General features: G+C 73.3%; 14 protein-coding genes. 9 read left to right on the top strand and 5 right to left on the bottom strand.

The window, feature by feature from the left end; translation table 11 throughout:
* The first annotated feature begins 70 nt into the window (after positions 1-70).
* Positions 71-1,219: an acyl-CoA dehydrogenase family protein gene (locus BFV98_RS19120; protein WP_013283288.1), complete on the top strand. Its 1,149-nt coding sequence runs from the start codon at positions 71-73 to the stop codon at positions 1,217-1,219.
* 100 nt (positions 1,220-1,319) lie between these two features.
* On the top strand, positions 1,320-3,857 hold the full coding sequence (locus tag BFV98_RS19115; RefSeq protein ID WP_030269626.1) for a helix-turn-helix domain-containing protein: 2,538 nt from the start codon (positions 1,320-1,322) through the stop codon (positions 3,855-3,857).
* Between the two features lie 281 nt (positions 3,858-4,138).
* On the opposite strand, the gene BFV98_RS19110 is transcribed toward BFV98_RS19115, so the two are convergent.
* Positions 4,139-4,630 carry a MarR family winged helix-turn-helix transcriptional regulator gene (locus tag BFV98_RS19110; protein WP_013283290.1) on the bottom strand — a complete coding sequence of 164 codons (492 nt, stop codon included), beginning with the start codon at positions 4,628-4,630 and terminating at the stop codon, positions 4,139-4,141.
* Positions 4,631-4,731: 101 nt separating this feature from the next.
* Between BFV98_RS19110 and BFV98_RS19105 the strand changes: the two genes are divergently transcribed.
* Both BFV98_RS19105 and BFV98_RS19100 read left to right on the top strand, forming a co-directional pair.
* Positions 4,732-5,313, top strand: coding sequence for a YceI family protein (locus BFV98_RS19105; protein WP_013283291.1), 582 nt, complete (start codon positions 4,732-4,734; stop codon positions 5,311-5,313).
* Positions 5,314-5,566: 253 nt separating this feature from the next.
* On the top strand, positions 5,567-7,045 hold the full coding sequence (locus BFV98_RS19100) for a hypothetical protein (RefSeq protein WP_013283292.1): 1,479 nt from the start codon (positions 5,567-5,569) through the stop codon (positions 7,043-7,045).
* A gap of 204 nt (positions 7,046-7,249) precedes the next feature.
* Here BFV98_RS19100 and BFV98_RS19095 read toward each other — a convergent pair whose 3' ends face one another.
* The gene (locus BFV98_RS19095; RefSeq protein ID WP_071097284.1) at positions 7,250-8,644 is read right to left on the bottom strand and encodes a hypothetical protein; all 1,395 of its coding nucleotides are present in this window, start codon (positions 8,642-8,644) and stop codon (positions 7,250-7,252) included.
* Positions 8,645-8,747: 103 nt separating this feature from the next.
* Here BFV98_RS19095 and BFV98_RS19090 point away from each other — a divergent pair, with 103 nt between their 5' ends.
* Together BFV98_RS19090 and BFV98_RS19085 are read left to right on the top strand one after the other, a co-directional pair.
* Positions 8,748-9,419 carry a PASTA domain-containing protein gene (locus BFV98_RS19090; protein ID WP_232236631.1) on the top strand — a complete coding sequence of 224 codons (672 nt, stop codon included), beginning with the start codon at positions 8,748-8,750 and terminating at the stop codon, positions 9,417-9,419.
* Between the two features lie 97 nt (positions 9,420-9,516).
* Positions 9,517-10,416, top strand: a complete 900-nt coding sequence (locus BFV98_RS19085; RefSeq protein ID WP_083395298.1) for a PASTA domain-containing protein — start codon at positions 9,517-9,519, stop codon at positions 10,414-10,416.
* Positions 10,417-10,419: 3 nt separating this feature from the next.
* Here BFV98_RS19085 and BFV98_RS19080 read toward each other — a convergent pair whose 3' ends face one another.
* Together BFV98_RS19080 and BFV98_RS19075 are read right to left on the bottom strand one after the other, a co-directional pair.
* Positions 10,420-10,887: a hypothetical protein gene (locus tag BFV98_RS19080; RefSeq protein ID WP_030269636.1), complete on the bottom strand. Its 468-nt coding sequence runs from the start codon at positions 10,885-10,887 to the stop codon at positions 10,420-10,422.
* A 98-nt stretch (positions 10,888-10,985) separates the two neighbouring features.
* Positions 10,986-11,273 (bottom strand): hypothetical protein, encoded by a 288-nt coding sequence (locus tag BFV98_RS19075; RefSeq protein ID WP_013283297.1) that lies wholly within the window; start codon positions 11,271-11,273, stop codon positions 10,986-10,988.
* Positions 11,274-11,900: 627 nt separating this feature from the next.
* Between BFV98_RS19075 and BFV98_RS19070 the strand changes: the two genes are divergently transcribed.
* The 3 genes from BFV98_RS19070 to BFV98_RS19060 all read left to right on the top strand — a co-directional run bounded on the left by BFV98_RS19070 (position 11,901) and on the right by BFV98_RS19060 (position 13,521).
* Positions 11,901-12,782: a helix-turn-helix transcriptional regulator gene (locus tag BFV98_RS19070; RefSeq protein WP_013283298.1), complete on the top strand. Its 882-nt coding sequence runs from the start codon at positions 11,901-11,903 to the stop codon at positions 12,780-12,782.
* Positions 12,752-12,973: a DUF397 domain-containing protein gene (locus tag BFV98_RS19065; protein WP_013283299.1), complete on the top strand. Its 222-nt coding sequence runs from the start codon at positions 12,752-12,754 to the stop codon at positions 12,971-12,973. Before BFV98_RS19070 ends, BFV98_RS19065 begins: the two co-directional genes overlap by 31 nt.
* A 149-nt stretch (positions 12,974-13,122) precedes the next feature.
* Positions 13,123-13,521 (top strand): hypothetical protein, encoded by a 399-nt coding sequence (locus BFV98_RS19060; protein ID WP_013283300.1) that lies wholly within the window; start codon positions 13,123-13,125, stop codon positions 13,519-13,521.
* Here the strand turns inward: BFV98_RS19060 and BFV98_RS19055 are convergent.
* Positions 13,489-14,091 carry a hypothetical protein gene (locus tag BFV98_RS19055; protein WP_013473359.1) on the bottom strand — a complete coding sequence of 201 codons (603 nt, stop codon included), beginning with the start codon at positions 14,089-14,091 and terminating at the stop codon, positions 13,489-13,491. The genes BFV98_RS19060 and BFV98_RS19055 overlap by 33 nt on opposite strands.
* Between the last annotated feature and the right edge of the window lie 76 nt (positions 14,092-14,167).

Genomic DNA, 14,167 nt, shown 5'->3' with positions numbered 1-14,167 from the left:
CCCTCCTAACGCTTCAGCCGCTCCCGGCGTCACGAGCGCCCGGCGGCCCGCCCTTTCCAGGAGGATCGACATGGACTTCCGGCTCGACGAGGAGCAGCAGGCGCTGCGGGAGAGCGTCCGGGAATTCGCCCGCGAGGTGGTCGCGCCCACCATCGCCGAGCACTACGAGCAGCACACCTTCCCGTACGAGATCGTCCGTCAGATGGGCAAGATGGGCCTGTTCGGGCTGCCCTTCGCGGAGGAGCACGGCGGGATGGGCGGCGACTACTTCGCGCTCTGCCTGGCGCTGGAGGAGCTGGCCCGGGTCGACTCCAGCGTGGCGATCACGCTGGAGGCGGCGGTGTCGCTCGGCGCGATGCCGATCTACCGCTTCGGCACCGAGGAGCAGAAGGCGCAGTGGCTGCCGAAGCTGCTCAGCGGTGAGGCGCTGGCCGGGTTCGGGCTCACCGAGCCGGGCACCGGCTCGGACGCGGGCGGCACCCGGACGCGCGCGGTCCTGGACGGCGACGAGTGGGTCATCAACGGCTCGAAGGCGTTCATCACCAACTCCGGCACCGACATCACCGCGCTGGTCACAGTCACCGCCGTCACCGGTACGCGGCCGGACGGCGGCAAGGAGCTGTCCACGATCATCGTGCCGTCGGGTACGCCCGGCTTCACCGTCGCGCCCGGCTACTCGAAGGTCGGCTGGAATGCGTCGGACACCCACGAGCTGACGTTCGACGACTGCCGGGTGCCGGCGGCCAACCTGCTCGGGGAGCGCGGCCGGGGCTTCGCGCAGTTCCTGCGCATCCTGGACGAGGGCCGGATCGCCATCGCGGCGCTCGCCGTCGGCCTGGCCCAGGGCTGCGTGGACGAGTCGATCAAGTACGCGAAGGAGCGCCAGGCGTTCGGCCAGCCGATCGGCAACTACCAGGCCATCCAGTTCAAGATCGCGGACATGGAGATGAAGGCGCACACGGCCCGGCTGGCCTACTACGACGCGGCCGCCCGGATGCTCGCCGGTGAGCCGTTCAAGCGTCAGGCGGCCATCGCCAAGCTGCACGCCTCCACAGTCGCTGTGGACAACGCCCGCGAGGCGACGCAGATCCACGGCGGGTACGGCTTCATGAACGAGTACCCGGTGGCCCGCTTCTGGCGCGACTCCAAGATCCTGGAGATCGGCGAGGGCACCAGCGAGGTGCAGCGCATGATCATCGCGCGCGATCTCGGCATGTGAGGACGCCCGGAACCGCGCCCTGTCGGATATCGGCAGTGGACGGTCGGGTGGTTGACGATGGGCTGTGGAGCGTCGGAGTCCATCCGTAATCTTCGTGCCCATGACTCCGGATCATGACCGTGCGCGGGGCCCAGGCGGTCGTACCGGTCTGGCCGACCTGCTGCGCGGGCACCGGCTCGCCGTCGGCCTGACCCAGGCCGAGCTGGCGGGCCGGGCCGGCGTGGGCGTACGGACGGTCCGCGATCTGGAACGGGGGCGGGCCACCCGCCCCCAGCGCACCACAGTCGACCTGCTGGCCGACGCGCTCGGCCTGAGCGGTGACGAGCGGCGCGAGTTCGTCGACACCGCCCGGCCCGCGGCATCCCGCCTCCCCGCAGCCGGTGCCGCCGCCGACGATCCGCCGGTGGCGCTGCCCCAGCCCGTACCGCTGCTCGGCCGGGAACGGGACGTGGCGGAGGTGTCCGGGCTGCTCGACGCGTACCCGGTGGTGAGCCTCGTGGGGCTCGCCGGGGTGGGCAAGACGGCGCTGGCCGTCACCGTCGCGCACGCGGTGGCGGCCCGCCACCCGGCGGGCGTGGCCGGGGTGCTCGTGGGCGAGGGCTCGGACGCCGCCGACGTACTCGCCGCGTCGGCGTCGATGTTCGGCGTGAACCGGCTGGCCGACCTGTCCTGCCGGATCGGCGATCGGCGGGCGCTGCTGCTCGTCGACGCCGTCGACCGGGCGCCGGAGCCGGTGGCCGAGGCGCTCCGCGTCCTGACCGCCGCCGTGCCGACGCTGCGGGTGCTGGTGACCGGCCGCCGCCCGGTCGGCCTGGCCGGCGAGATGGTCCGGCCGGTCGCGCCGCTCGACGTACCGCCGGCCGGCACCGAACCCGCCGACCGGGCCGGCCTGGACCGCTGGCCGGCGGCGGCGCTGTTCGCCGCCCGCTTCGCCCAGGCCCGCCGGGAACCACCGACCCCGGCCGAGTTGCCGGCGCTCGCCGCGCTCGTGCGCCGGCTCGGCGGACTGCCGCTCGCCATCGAGCTGATGGCGGCACGGGGACGCATCCTCGACGTCACCGAGCTGCTCGACCGCTACGGCGACCGCGTCCTGGACCTGACCGGCGTACGCCCCGGCTGGGAGCCCGCCGACCCGTCCGCCGGCACTGTGACGCTGCGCGACGCCGTGGCGACCAGCTATCACCTGCTCGCCAACGCCGACCGGGCGGCGCTGCGGCGGCTGTCCGCGTTCCGTAACCGCTGGTCGGTCGAGCTGGCCGAGGATCTGCTCGCCGACGGCGGCCGGCGGTGGGACGCCGCGCCGATGCTGGACCGGCTGCGCGAGCTGGGCCTGCTGAGTGTCAGGGGCACCGGCCCGTTCCGGTTCCGTCTGCTGGACGCGGTCCGTGACTTCGCCGCGGAACAGGCCGACCTGGAGGGCGAGACCGCCCGGATCCGGATGCGGCACGCCGCGGTGATCGCCGGTCTGGTCCACCGCACCGCGCCGGGGCTGGTGGGCGCACAGATGTCCGGCGCGGTGCACGTGCTCGACGAGGCGACGAGCGACATCACCGCCGCGCTGGCGTACGCCGCCGAGTACGCGCCGGAGACCGCGCTCCTGCTCGCCGCCTCACTGCCCCGATGGTGGCGGCTGCGCGGGCGGGACGTGTCCGGCCGGGGCCGGCTGCGGCGGCTGCTCGCCGATCCGCGTACCGCTGGTGCCCGGCCCACGCTGCGGGCCTGGGCCATGCTCGGCGCGGCCCGGCTCGCCGCCGAGCACGGCGCGGGCGCGGAGGAACTCCCGGCGGCCCGGGCCGCCCTGGTCGTCTTCGCCGAGGCGGGCGACGTGACCGGCGAACTGTCCGCCCGGTCCGTGCTCTGCGCGCTGCTGCTCGGGCTCGGCGCGCACGACGAGGCCCGCGAGCAGGCCGAGGCCGCACTGGCCTCGGCCACCCGGCACCACCGGGTACGCGAGATGGCCGTCGCCCAGGCGCACCTGACCTGGCACGACGTACGCGAAGGTCGGCTGGCCGGTGCCCGGCGGCGGCTGGCGACTGTCGACCGCCTGGCGGCACAGTGCGGTGACCAGCGCCTGCGTGTGCTGGCGCGTGCCGATCAGGCCGAGCTGACCCGCCTGGAGGGCCGATACGCCGAGGCGGTCGAGCAGGGCCGCCGGGTGGCGGCCGCGCTCGCGGAGCTGGGTGATCCCGGGCGGCGGCGCCGGACGGTCGGCGCGGTCGGGCTGGCGCTCGCCCACGCCGGGCGCACCGACGAGGCGCTGGCCACGATCGCCGAGCTGTGGCCGTCGGGAGTGGTGCCGGGTCGGCGCCGTCCACCGGCCGTGGAGATGCTCGATCCGCCGGGCCCGGGTGGGGACGCGCGCACCGAGGACGCGCTGCGCGGGTTGATCGAGGGGCACGTGGCGCTGCACCGGGGAGACCGGGAGCTGGCGGCGGAGTGGTTCGCCGCGGCTGCCGACGCGGCCGAGGGTGTCGCCGACCGGCGGGATCTGGTCGAGGCGCTGGTGGGGCTGGCGGTCAGCACCGCTGATCCGGCCGTGCTGGATCGGCTGGACGCGGCGCGACAGGTCACCGGCGTCAGCCTGCTGCCGCAGGAGGAGGAGTTGCTGTTCTCCCTGACGGCCCGACGGGGGCGATGAGCGTCTTGTCGTCACCCCGGTGGGTCGCGGTGGCCGCACTGCGCGTCGGGCGGCACGGGAGGGGCGGAGGGCGCGGGGGTGGCGCGAGCGAAGTAGCCCCCTGGTACTGCCCCTCGCTCCACGCTCGCGCCAGCACCCCCCGGTGCCCCCCGCTGCCGGAAGACTACCGAGGTCGGACGACCGATTCGCGAATATGTGGACCGCTTTGTCCGGCCGTTCGGGCGGTTCTGCCGGTCATTCTGCCGGTGACCGGCAGGTAGTGCCCGGCAGGTCGCGGACCGTCAGGCGGCGTCCTCGACCGGCTCGGTGCTGCCGGCGGTGGCGCCCGGATGGACCGCGTCGCGTACCCGGCGCAGCCCGTCCAGCAGCCCGTCGAGCTGCGCCGGGTCGAGCTGGCTGGTGAACCACTGCTCGATGATCCGCAGATGGCCGGGAAGGACGTCGTCCAGCCGGCTGAGCCCGGCGGTGGTCACCACCGCGAAGGAACTGCGCCGATCGGACGGGCAGGCACGCCGGCAGATCAGCCCGTCCCGCTCCATCCGGTCGACCACGCGGGTCACGCCGCTGGTGGAGAGCGAGGTCTGCGCGGCCAGGTCGGTCATCCGCAGCTGGTTGTTGGGTGAGCGGGCGAGCCGGGTCAGCACCTCGAACTCGACCGGGGAGAGGCCGTGCTCCTCGAACTGGGCGGCGAACCGGGCGGCGAGCCCGGCGTGCGCCTCGACGAGCAGGCCGACGGCGGTGATCCGGGGGTCGTCGAACACGTTCTGGTCCACGCCACCATCCTAGCAACACTTGACACGGGGAATATTGTCTCAACTATAGTTGCTCAGTCAGTCGTTGGGCTCCTAAACATTCTTCTCCGGAGGAGAGCATCATGACCAGCAGCACCGAGGCGACTACCCGCGACTGGGAGGGTCTCACCATCCCCACCCCCGGCACCTACGTGCTGGACGCCGCGCACAAGCGTGTCGGCTTCGTCGCGCGGCACATGATGGTCAGCAAGGTACGCGGTGAGTTCGCGGACGCCACCGCCACCATCACCGTCACCGACGACCCGATGCAGTCCTCGGTCACCGCCAGCATCCAGGCGGCCAGCATCAACACCGCCCAGGCGGACCGCGACGCGCACCTGCGCAGCCCGGAGTTCCTCGACGCGGAGCAGTTCCCGACGCTGGAGTTCCGCAGCACCGAGGTGAAGTCCCGCGAGGGCAACGAGTTCGTGCTCGTCGGCGAGCTGACCATCAAGGGCGTGACCCGTCAGGTCGAGCTCGAGGTGGAGTTCGAGGGCGTCGGCCGCAGCCCGTTCGGGCAGGACATCTTCGGCTTCTCCGCCTCCACCGAGATCGACCGGGAGGACTTCGGTCTGACCTGGAACGTGGCGCTGGAGACCGGTGGCGTCCTGGTCGGCCGCAAGGTCAAGATCGAGATCGAGGGTGAGGCCATCCGCCAGGGCTGAGCCCGGCACAGGCCCGCAGGGCCCGCACCGTCCCCGACGGTGCGGGCCCTTCTCGCGTACGCCCCGGCGGTGCGAATCGTCACGTGAAGTTCTCCGCACTGACGCGCTGGTGACGGCGGTGACGGGGTACAGGTGCAGACCTGTCGCCCGTCCAGCCGGGTGGCGGGGCGGGCGCACTTACGCCCACCACGTGAATGGTTCACAATGCGTTGCGGAACGGTACGGTTCCGTCGCACCGGCGCCGGGAGGACACATGGGCAGAGACGTCGAGCAGGGCGCCTTCTCCCGCGAGGATCGGGTCCGCTACCGGCAGAAGGTCCGACGGTGCCTGGACGTGTTCGCGCTGATGCTCGACGACTTCGGCTTCGACGCCGACCGCCCGATGACCGGGCTGGAGATCGAGCTGAACCTGATCGACGCGGCCGCCGAACCGGCCATGCGCAACGACCAGATCCTCGCCGACATCGCCGACCCGCTGTTCCAGACCGAGCTGGGGCAGTTCAACCTCGAACTGAACGCCTCGCCCCGGCTGATCGAGGGCAGCGGCTTCGCCGACTACGAGCAGGACCTGCGCAGCAGTCTCAGCCGCGCCGACGAGCGGGCCGCCAAGTCCGACGCGACGATCATGATGGTCGGCATCCTGCCCACGCTCACCGAACGCCACCTGGTCGCCGACAACCTCTCCACCAACGAGCGGTACCGCGTCCTCAACGACCAGATCGTCGGCGCCCGCGGCGAGGACATCGAGCTGGACATCAACGGCGTCGAGCGGCTGCGTACGCACACCGACTCGATCGCGCCGGAGGCCGCCTGCACCAGCCTCCAGTTCCACCTCCAGGTCGCGCCGGACAGCTTCGCCGACTACTGGAACGCCTCCCAGGCCATCGCAGGCGTGCAGGTCGCCGTCGGTGCCAACTCGCCGTTCCTCTACGGCCGGCAGCTCTGGGCGGAGACCCGGATCGCGCTGTTCCAGCAGGCCACCGACACCCGCCCGGACGAGCTGAAGGCCCAGGGCGTACGGCCCCGGGTGTGGTTCGGCGAACGCTGGATCACCTCGATCTTCGACCTGTTCGAGGAGAACGTCCGCTACTTCCCGCCGCTGCTGCCCATCTGCGAGGAGGAGGACCCGGTCGAGGTGCTGCACGCCGGTGGCGTGCCCACGCTCGGTGAGCTGCGGCTGCACAACGGCACCGTCTACCGCTGGAACCGGCCGGTCTACGACATCATGAACGACCGCCCGCACCTGCGGGTGGAGAACCGGGTGCTGCCCGCCGGCCCGACAGTGGTGGACATGCTCGCCAACGCGGCGTTCTACTTCGGGCTGGCCCGCGGCCTCGCCGAGTCGGACCGTCCGATCTGGAGCCAGTTGACGTTCAGCTCGGCGGAGGAGAACTTCCACGCCGCCGCCCGGCGCGGCATCGAGGCGGTCCTGCACTGGCCCCGGCTCGGGGACGTGCCGGTCACCACGCTCGTACTCGACACGCTGCTGCCGGTGGCCGCGCAGGGGCTGGACCGGTTCGGTGTCGCCCCGGCCGAGCGGGACCGCCTGCTCGGCGTGATCGAGGGCCGCTGCCGTACCGGCCGCAACGGTGCGGTCTGGCAGACCGAGACGGTGTGGGCGGCCGAGCGGAGCCGGGGCCTGGACCGGGAGGCCGCGCTGCACCACATGGTCCAGCGGTACGCCGAGCTCCAGCGCGGCAACGAACCCGTCCACACCTGGCCCGTCGACTGACTCCCGCTGCGGCCCTCGCCCTGGCTCGCCTGCGGCCCGGCCGGCCGCGAACGCGCGGGCGCTGGCCCGCGCCTCGTCGATCTTGGAGTTATGGCGCCTCGAATCTTCCGAATGGGAGTTTTGTGAGGTGCCACAACTCCAAGATCGACGCGAGTGGGCGGTGGCTCAGCGGCCGAGGTGACGCGCGGGCTGGGCGGGTGGGGCTCAGCGACCCCGGCGGCGGGTGGTCTCGGTGGGCGGCGGCGGATCGGCCTGGCCTGACGAACCGGCCTGGCCTGACGAACCGGTCTGGCCCGGCGAGGCGGTCGGGGACGAGGAGTCGCCCTGCGGCGAGGCCGTCGTGCTTCGCGGGTTCGGCTCGTCGGCGGTTGAACCCTTGTCGTGCGAGCCGGCCTGCGTGGGTGACTCGGGTTGCCGCTGCGGTGGCACGGCCCGACCTCGACGGCCGGTGGTGGACCGGGTGGCACGTCCCCGATCCGTCTCCGTCCGGCCGGACGTCACGCCGGGCCCGGCGTCCACTGCCGCATCCCGGAGCGAACCGGCCGACAGGTTCAGGTTCGGCTCCGTGTCCGGCAGAGTCGTCCGCCCGGAGAGATCCGACGCGGACCGTCCCGACGTCGATCCTCCGTCCGGCTCGGCCGTGTCCTCGCCGATCGCGGGCTCCCCGTCGACGGGGTCCGGCTCGCCGGTGCGCTGGCGGGGCACTGTCACCCGCTCGGCGCTCCGGCGCTCGGCGCGCTGAGCCAGCGCGGCCATCACCATCGAGCCGCCGACGCCGGCGATCACCGCGTACGGGGCGATCAGGTGGGCCGACAACTGTTCCGCCGCGATCCCGGCCAGGCGCGGCACGGCAAGCAGGTACGCCAGCGCGACGAGCAGCGGTCCGGCCGCCCCGGAGGCCGCCGCGCCGACCCGGATCTCCGGTGCGCGGGCGGCTCGGCGGGCCGCCACCAGGCCGATCACCAGGGCGGAGAGCACCGACAGCAGCGCACCGGGCCAGTAGAAGTAGTCGCGGATCCAGAACGCGCCACGGTCCGCGCTGATCTGCCAGATGCCGAGCTGGGCGGTGGTCAGGCCACGGCCGGCGATCACCCCGTCGACCACCGACACCACGGCGAGCAGCCAGAGCCAGCCGGTGGTGGCGATCAGGTTGGTGGCGGCGGCGCGGGTGTGCAGCGCCCAGACGGCGAGCAGCACGCCGAGAACCAGCCCCGCGCCCGCGTACGCGGCGGCGACCGCCTGCGGCGAGGAGACGTCCGGCACTCGGGCCGCCCGCGCGGGTACCGCCACCAGCAGGACGGTGACGATCGCGCCGACACCCGCGGCGAGCGCCAGGCCGAGCCGGGGCAGCGTGCCCGGCGACTCGTCGTCGCCACCACGCAGGCGCTGGGCGCAGACCGCACCGACGATGACCGATGTCGCCGCGATCCAGGTCGCCCAGGCGAGGCTCGCCACCCAGGCCGCCTCGGCCCGTACCGCGCCGTCCGGCACCCAGTTGATGATGCCCAGCCCGTACCCGAAACCGAGCTGCGCGGCACCCGCGCCGGCGGCGACGCCGAGCGCGGCGGCTGTCGATCCTCCCCAGCCCCGTCTGACCATGCCGGGGAGCGTAACGTCCCGTGGTCGGCGCGGCGAGTCGTAACGACGGGCCGTGACCGTCAGTGAGCAACGGATACGGTTGTCGATGATCGGGGCGGGGAGCATGACGGACGAGCGGCAACCGGCAGGCGACGGCAGCGGACCGGGGCGAGGCAGGCTGCTCCTCGGCGGTGGTGTGGCAGTGGCCCTGCTGGCCGTGATCGGCGCCAGCGTCGGGTGGATCCTTGCCGGTGAGCCGGAGCGCTCGGCCGCGCCCGGCGACTCCGCACCGCCCGCCGCCGCGTCCACATCGGCCTCCGCGACCACGGCGCCGCCGGCCACCGCCGCCCAACCATCCGGTACGCGCACCAGCGCCCCGGCCGGGCTCACCGTGCCCGAGGTGGTGGGCGCCGACTTCGAGCAGGCCCGCCGGGACCTGCGCGAGCGCCGCCTCGGCTGGCGACTGGTCTTCGGTACGGGCACCGGACGCACCGTGGAGCGCACCTCACCGGCTCCCGGCACCCCGGTGAAGCGCGGCACCACCGTCACCGTGTGGGTCTCCGGGCCGGCGCCGGCCGTGAGCGTGCCCGACGTGGGCACGCTGTCCTGCTCCGACGCGGCCGACGACCTGGTGGAGGCAGGGCTCTATCCCCGGTACGCCACCGGGCGCCAGGGCCCGGTCACGGCACAGGAGCCGGTGGCCGGCGGTACCGCCCGATGGAACGACCAGGTGACGCTCACCTGCGGCGACAAGGCGTCCACGCCGCCGACGGTCTCCCCGCCGCCGACTCCGTGACGAGCGCGGCGCGCTGATCCCAGCCGGTGTCGCCGGGGACCGCTACGGTGGACGATCGAGGGCCGTGCGCCCCGTCCCGGTGGGGAAAGGACGTGCCATGAGCTACGACCGTCAGGAACCACCCGCCGGTGACGCGGACGCGACCCGCGCGATGCCCCCGGATGCCGACGCGACCCGTGCGATGCCGCGCGACGCGTCCGGGCACGACGCCGACGCGACCGGCGCGATGCCGCGCGACGCGGCCGGGCACGACGCCGACGCCACCCGTGCGATGCCGAGGAACGCCGCCGAGGAGGACGTGGAGGCGACCCGCGCCATGCCGCGGAACGCGGGCGACGCCACCCGTCCGTTGCCCGGCGGACCGGCAGGACAGGGCGGGCCGCGCCGTCCCCTCGACGCGACCACCCCGCAGGAACCGGTGGGCGCCTGGTCCGGCCGGGCCGGGGTGCCGCCACCACGTCCGGCGGGCTATCCCGAGCCCGGCAGCGAGTGGTACGGCGACGAGCAGGCCGGGCGCCGCTGGTGGATGCCGATCCTGCTCGGCATCCTGGCGCTGCTCCTGCTCGGGTTGATCGGGGCGGGGGTGTGGCTGGCGCTGCGTGCCGCCGACCGGAACTCCGATCCGGGCCCGCCGGTGCCGAGCGTCTCGGCACAGACGAGCGCCGCCCCGACGACCGCCGCGCCGACCAGTGCCGCGCCGAGCAGTTCACCGCCGAGTACGCCGGCCACGACCGCCCCGGTGGAGGTGCCGATGCCGCCGCTGGTGGGGCTGCCGGAGGCGGCTGCCCGGGCGGCGCTCGACCGGCTGGACCTGGACTACCGGGTGCAACGGCGGGCGTCGGACCGCCCGGCCGGCACGGTGATCTCCACCGATCCCGAGGCCGGTTACCCGGTGGGCGAGGACGACCGGGTCACGATCGTGGTGGCCGTACCCGCGCCGCCGACGAGCGGGCCGAGCACTCCGGGCTCCGCCCCGGCGACGACCACGACGCCCTGACGATCACCACTGGCGTCTGCGGGTGCCGACCAGGCCCAGCCCGGCCAGCGAGATGGCGAGCCCGAGCAGCCCGGAGTAGAACAGCGACCGGCTGAGGTCGTCGGTGGCGCCGGTCGGCCGTTCGGCGAGCGCGCCCTCGCCGCCACCGGCGCCCGCGGCCGGTTCGTCCTCGTCCTCCGCCGGGTCGGTGGCGGCCCAGCCGTCCTCGTCGTCCGACCCGTCGGAGTGGGCGGCATCGGACTCGGCGGCATCGGAGTCGGCCGTGCCGGACTCCGTCCGGCCGTTCTCACCGGCAACGGTGATCTCCGGGGCCGGTACGGGCTCGGCGAGCTGCTGGGTGGCGGAGAAGGCGGGATGACGTACCGCGAGCGCGAGCGCGGTCGCGGTGACGAGGAAGAGGAAGAGCCCGAGGGCATAGCCGATACGGGACCGGTGGTGCCGCCGCGCGGCGGGCAAGTTGACCATGACCATCCCAGGTTCAGGGTCCATGGCGCGCGGGGTGGAACGTGCCGGGGTGGGCGTACCGATTCTATGGCGACGGCACGCCCTCCCGACCGGGAATCGTGAGGTCAGCCGACCCGGACCGGGGTCCGGACCGCCGGGCGGCGAGCCGTCCGCACGGTGTGCTGACGCGGAGCCGGCGCGGCTTGGAGCTGCCGCAACCCCTCCTGGAGTACGAAGATCGACCTCCGGTTGACCGCGTCCCCCGCCGCGTTCAACTCGTAGCCGTCGAGCCAGAGCCAACCGTCGTAGGTCGGCCAGTCGAGCACCCGGATCACCCGGAACATGATCGGTCGGAGGAACTGGACACTCGCCGCGCGAGTCACGTGCAGTACGTCACCGGAGCGGGGAAGCACATGGGCTCCTGGGAAGTCGGCCGGCGGGACCGGCGAGGCTGAACGGGGGGTCAGGTGCGGTCCGGTGACGGGGGGTCTGCCTCGTGGACCGGCGGTCGGTGGGTCGGTGCTGGTCGGGCCGTACCCGCGGTGGCGGACCGCCACCCGACCATCACCCGGCTGCTCCCGGTTACCGCTCCCGCCGCCGCAGCCAAGCTGGCGTACAGCGACGGGGTCTTCATTCCGGGGCAGGTCGCAGGGCGCGGGACGGCTCCCCTCCGGCCGTCCCACGGACCGTGGTGCCACCACGCCCGGAGATCAAGCGAAGACGGTGAGTAACCCGTGCCATACGGACAGACTGCATCAGGGACGTGCGACATGCAAGTTGCACGTGGAGTTTTGCTGATAGGTGAGTCGGACACGCAAACGGCGAAACTTGAAGCGTCAGGTATCGGAGCGGCACACTGGACGCCGGTTTCGCCCGTCGCGGCCGGTCGACGACCGGCACCACCCCTGCCGCGAACGCACACCCGCCGCCCGCCGGTCGCGCCCGCGGTGGGAGCCGAACCGGGGCGCGACCGACCGGAGGTAGCCGGGTGACTGTGAAGCGTGGTCCCGCAAGCCGATGGACGGCACCGAGGTGACTCCGTGAGCGAACGGCGCAGCCCGACCATCCGGCGGCGCCGGCTGGGGGCGGAACTCCGCCGACAGCGGGAGGCGGCGGGCATCACCATCGAAGTCGTCGCCGAGCAGCTGGAGTGCTCGGCCTCCAAGATCTCCCGGATCGAGACCGGCCACACCACGGCGACCCCGCGCGACGTACGCGACATGCTCCGCATCTACGGGGTGGTCGGCGCGGAGAGCGACGAGCTGGTGCAGATCGCCCGGGAGGCCCGGCAGAAGGGCTGGTGGCATCCGTACAGCACGGTGCTCGTCGGCGCGTACGTCGGCCTGGAGGCGGCGGCCAGCTCCATCCGCGCGTACGAGCAGCAGGTGGTGCCGGGTCTGCTGGAGACCGAGGAGTACGCCGGTGCGATGATCCGGGCGGCCCGGCCGGACTTCACCGACGAACAGGTCGACCAACGGGTGCGTGTCCGTCTGGGCCGTCAGTCGTTGTTGACGCAGGACGATCCGGTCGATCTGTGGGTGGTGCTCGATGAGGCGGTGCTGAGCCGGCCGGTTGGCGGCGACGTGGTGATGCGTGGCCAGCTCAAGCGGTTGGTGGAGGTGGCCGAACTGCCGAACGTGACAGTGCAGGTCCTGCCCTTCGAGGTGGGAGCGCACGCCGGCATGGACGGGACCTTCACGATCCTCAGCTTCCCCGAGCCGAGTGATCCCGATGTCGTGTACGCGGAGAACGCCACGGGTGGGCTCTTCCTGGAGAAGAGTGACGAACTGCAGAAGTACAGCTTCATCTTCGATCACATTCGAGCAGCGGCCATGCGCCCGGAGGAGTCCATCGCACACATCGCGAAACTGGCAGAGGAGCCACTGTGGAAATGGCGACCAAGGAGTTCCCCGTGGACCTGACGCAGGCGACGTGGTTCAAGAGCTCGAAGAGCGGGCCGAACTGCGACAACTGCGTCGAGGTCGCGTACGTGACCGGGGCGGTCGGGGTGCGGGACTCGAAGGACAAGACCGGCCCGGCTCTGGTCTTCGCACCGGGCGACTGGCACGCCTTCGTCGCCCGCGCCCGGAACGGCGTGTTCGGCCGGAGCTGACCGGCACCGAGATGTGGTCCCGCCCGGCAGCGCCGCCGGGCGGGACCATTCGCGTCCGCGTGCCCGTGCGGCGGCGGGCACCCGTCGCCAGTTCCGATCCGCCTCGTTGAACCGCACGGATCGGCAACCGAACAAGGCAGGCGAGACGGATGACGACGATCGGTTCAGAGAACCTCACCAGCGGCCCGGGCAAGCCCGAGCGGTTCGGTGGCAAGTACCGGGGTGCCCGCCGGGACACCGTCCTCACCGAGGTGGTCTCCGGTGACGGCGAGGACGCCCGCGAGAGTGGCGTCCCCGAGCAGGCCACGGCGCCGCTGTCCCTGCCGTCGCTGGACCCCAACCCGCTGACCGAGCCGTCCTTCCCGCCGAGCGGCTGGCCGGTCGAGCAGCAGGAGTCCCTGGTGGACCACCCGCTGCTGCGCGGCCTGCTGATGGAGCTGCCCCCGAAGGGCAGCGTGCCCCCGCCCGGCTGGCTGGACCGCTGGTTCGAGGCGACCCGGGCGATCCTGGAACTGCTATACGTGCAGGGCGCGAGCCGGTCGCGCTGACACCGCCTCGGCGGCCGGCATCGCCCGCTCGGCGAGCCGGTTGTGCCGGAGCGCGTGGCGTACTCCGATCGCGCACACGCCGAGCACCCCGACGGTGATCACCGGTCCGGCGACGCCCGGCGCGGTGAACAGGTCGACGCCGATCGCCGGCAGCACCGCCACCAGCACCGCGATCGCCGTCGCCTGGAGCGGCAGCGCGATCAGCGGGTGCGCTGCCGCCGCGCGCAGCCCGTGCGGGGCGGGTGTCTCCGGCGCCGCCGCGAACGCGCCCGCGCCGGACCGCAGCCGCCGGACCCGCCGTACCGTGCAGACCGCCACGACGGCCGCCGGCACCGCGGCGACGCCGAGTGCGGCGGCGGCCCGGTCCACAGTGGTGTCACCGGCGCTCTGCAGGCCCGCGGCGAGGACCGCCGCGGTGAGCGCGAGGCCGGTCAGCACCAGGACGGACAACCATCCGGTACGCCGGCGCAGCGCGCGGGCGCGGTCCAGCCCGGGCAGGCCCTCCGCGACCAGTCCGGCGGCGAGCCAGACGGCGGCGACGGGAAGCAGCAGGGCGAGACGGTCATCCATGGCCCTTAGCCTTGCCCGTTTCGACGTCCGCCGAATCCGGGACGGCACCCCGGTTCGTCCCGTACCCGTGCCCGTA

The sequence above is a fragment of the Micromonospora sp. WMMB235 genome, assembly GCF_001855515.1.
GTDB classification, from domain to species: domain Bacteria; phylum Actinomycetota; class Actinomycetes; order Mycobacteriales; family Micromonosporaceae; genus Micromonospora; species Micromonospora aurantiaca.
The sequence above is the reverse complement of the archived record's forward strand: the minus strand, read 5'-3'. Positions and strand labels throughout refer to the sequence as shown.

Coding starts and splice junctions, on each gene's coding strand:
- BFV98_RS19120 (WP_013283288.1), top strand. CDS start 71: ATGGACTTCCGGCTCGACGAGGAGCAGCAGGCGCTGCGGGAGAGCGTC.
- BFV98_RS19115 (WP_030269626.1), top strand. CDS start 1,320: ATGACTCCGGATCATGACCGTGCGCGGGGCCCAGGCGGTCGTACCGGT.
- BFV98_RS19105 (WP_013283291.1), top strand. CDS start 4,732: ATGACCAGCAGCACCGAGGCGACTACCCGCGACTGGGAGGGTCTCACC.
- BFV98_RS19100 (WP_013283292.1), top strand. CDS start 5,567: ATGGGCAGAGACGTCGAGCAGGGCGCCTTCTCCCGCGAGGATCGGGTC.
- BFV98_RS19095 (WP_071097284.1), bottom strand. CDS start 8,644: ATGGTCAGACGGGGCTGGGGAGGATCGACAGCCGCCGCGCTCGGCGTC.
- BFV98_RS19090 (WP_232236631.1), top strand. CDS start 8,748: ATGACGGACGAGCGGCAACCGGCAGGCGACGGCAGCGGACCGGGGCGA.
- BFV98_RS19085 (WP_083395298.1), top strand. CDS start 9,517: ATGAGCTACGACCGTCAGGAACCACCCGCCGGTGACGCGGACGCGACC.
- BFV98_RS19080 (WP_030269636.1), bottom strand. CDS start 10,887: ATGGTCATGGTCAACTTGCCCGCCGCGCGGCGGCACCACCGGTCCCGT.
- BFV98_RS19065 (WP_013283299.1), top strand. CDS start 12,752: ATGGCGACCAAGGAGTTCCCCGTGGACCTGACGCAGGCGACGTGGTTC.
- BFV98_RS19060 (WP_013283300.1), top strand. CDS start 13,123: ATGACGACGATCGGTTCAGAGAACCTCACCAGCGGCCCGGGCAAGCCC.
- BFV98_RS19055 (WP_013473359.1), bottom strand. CDS start 14,091: ATGGATGACCGTCTCGCCCTGCTGCTTCCCGTCGCCGCCGTCTGGCTC.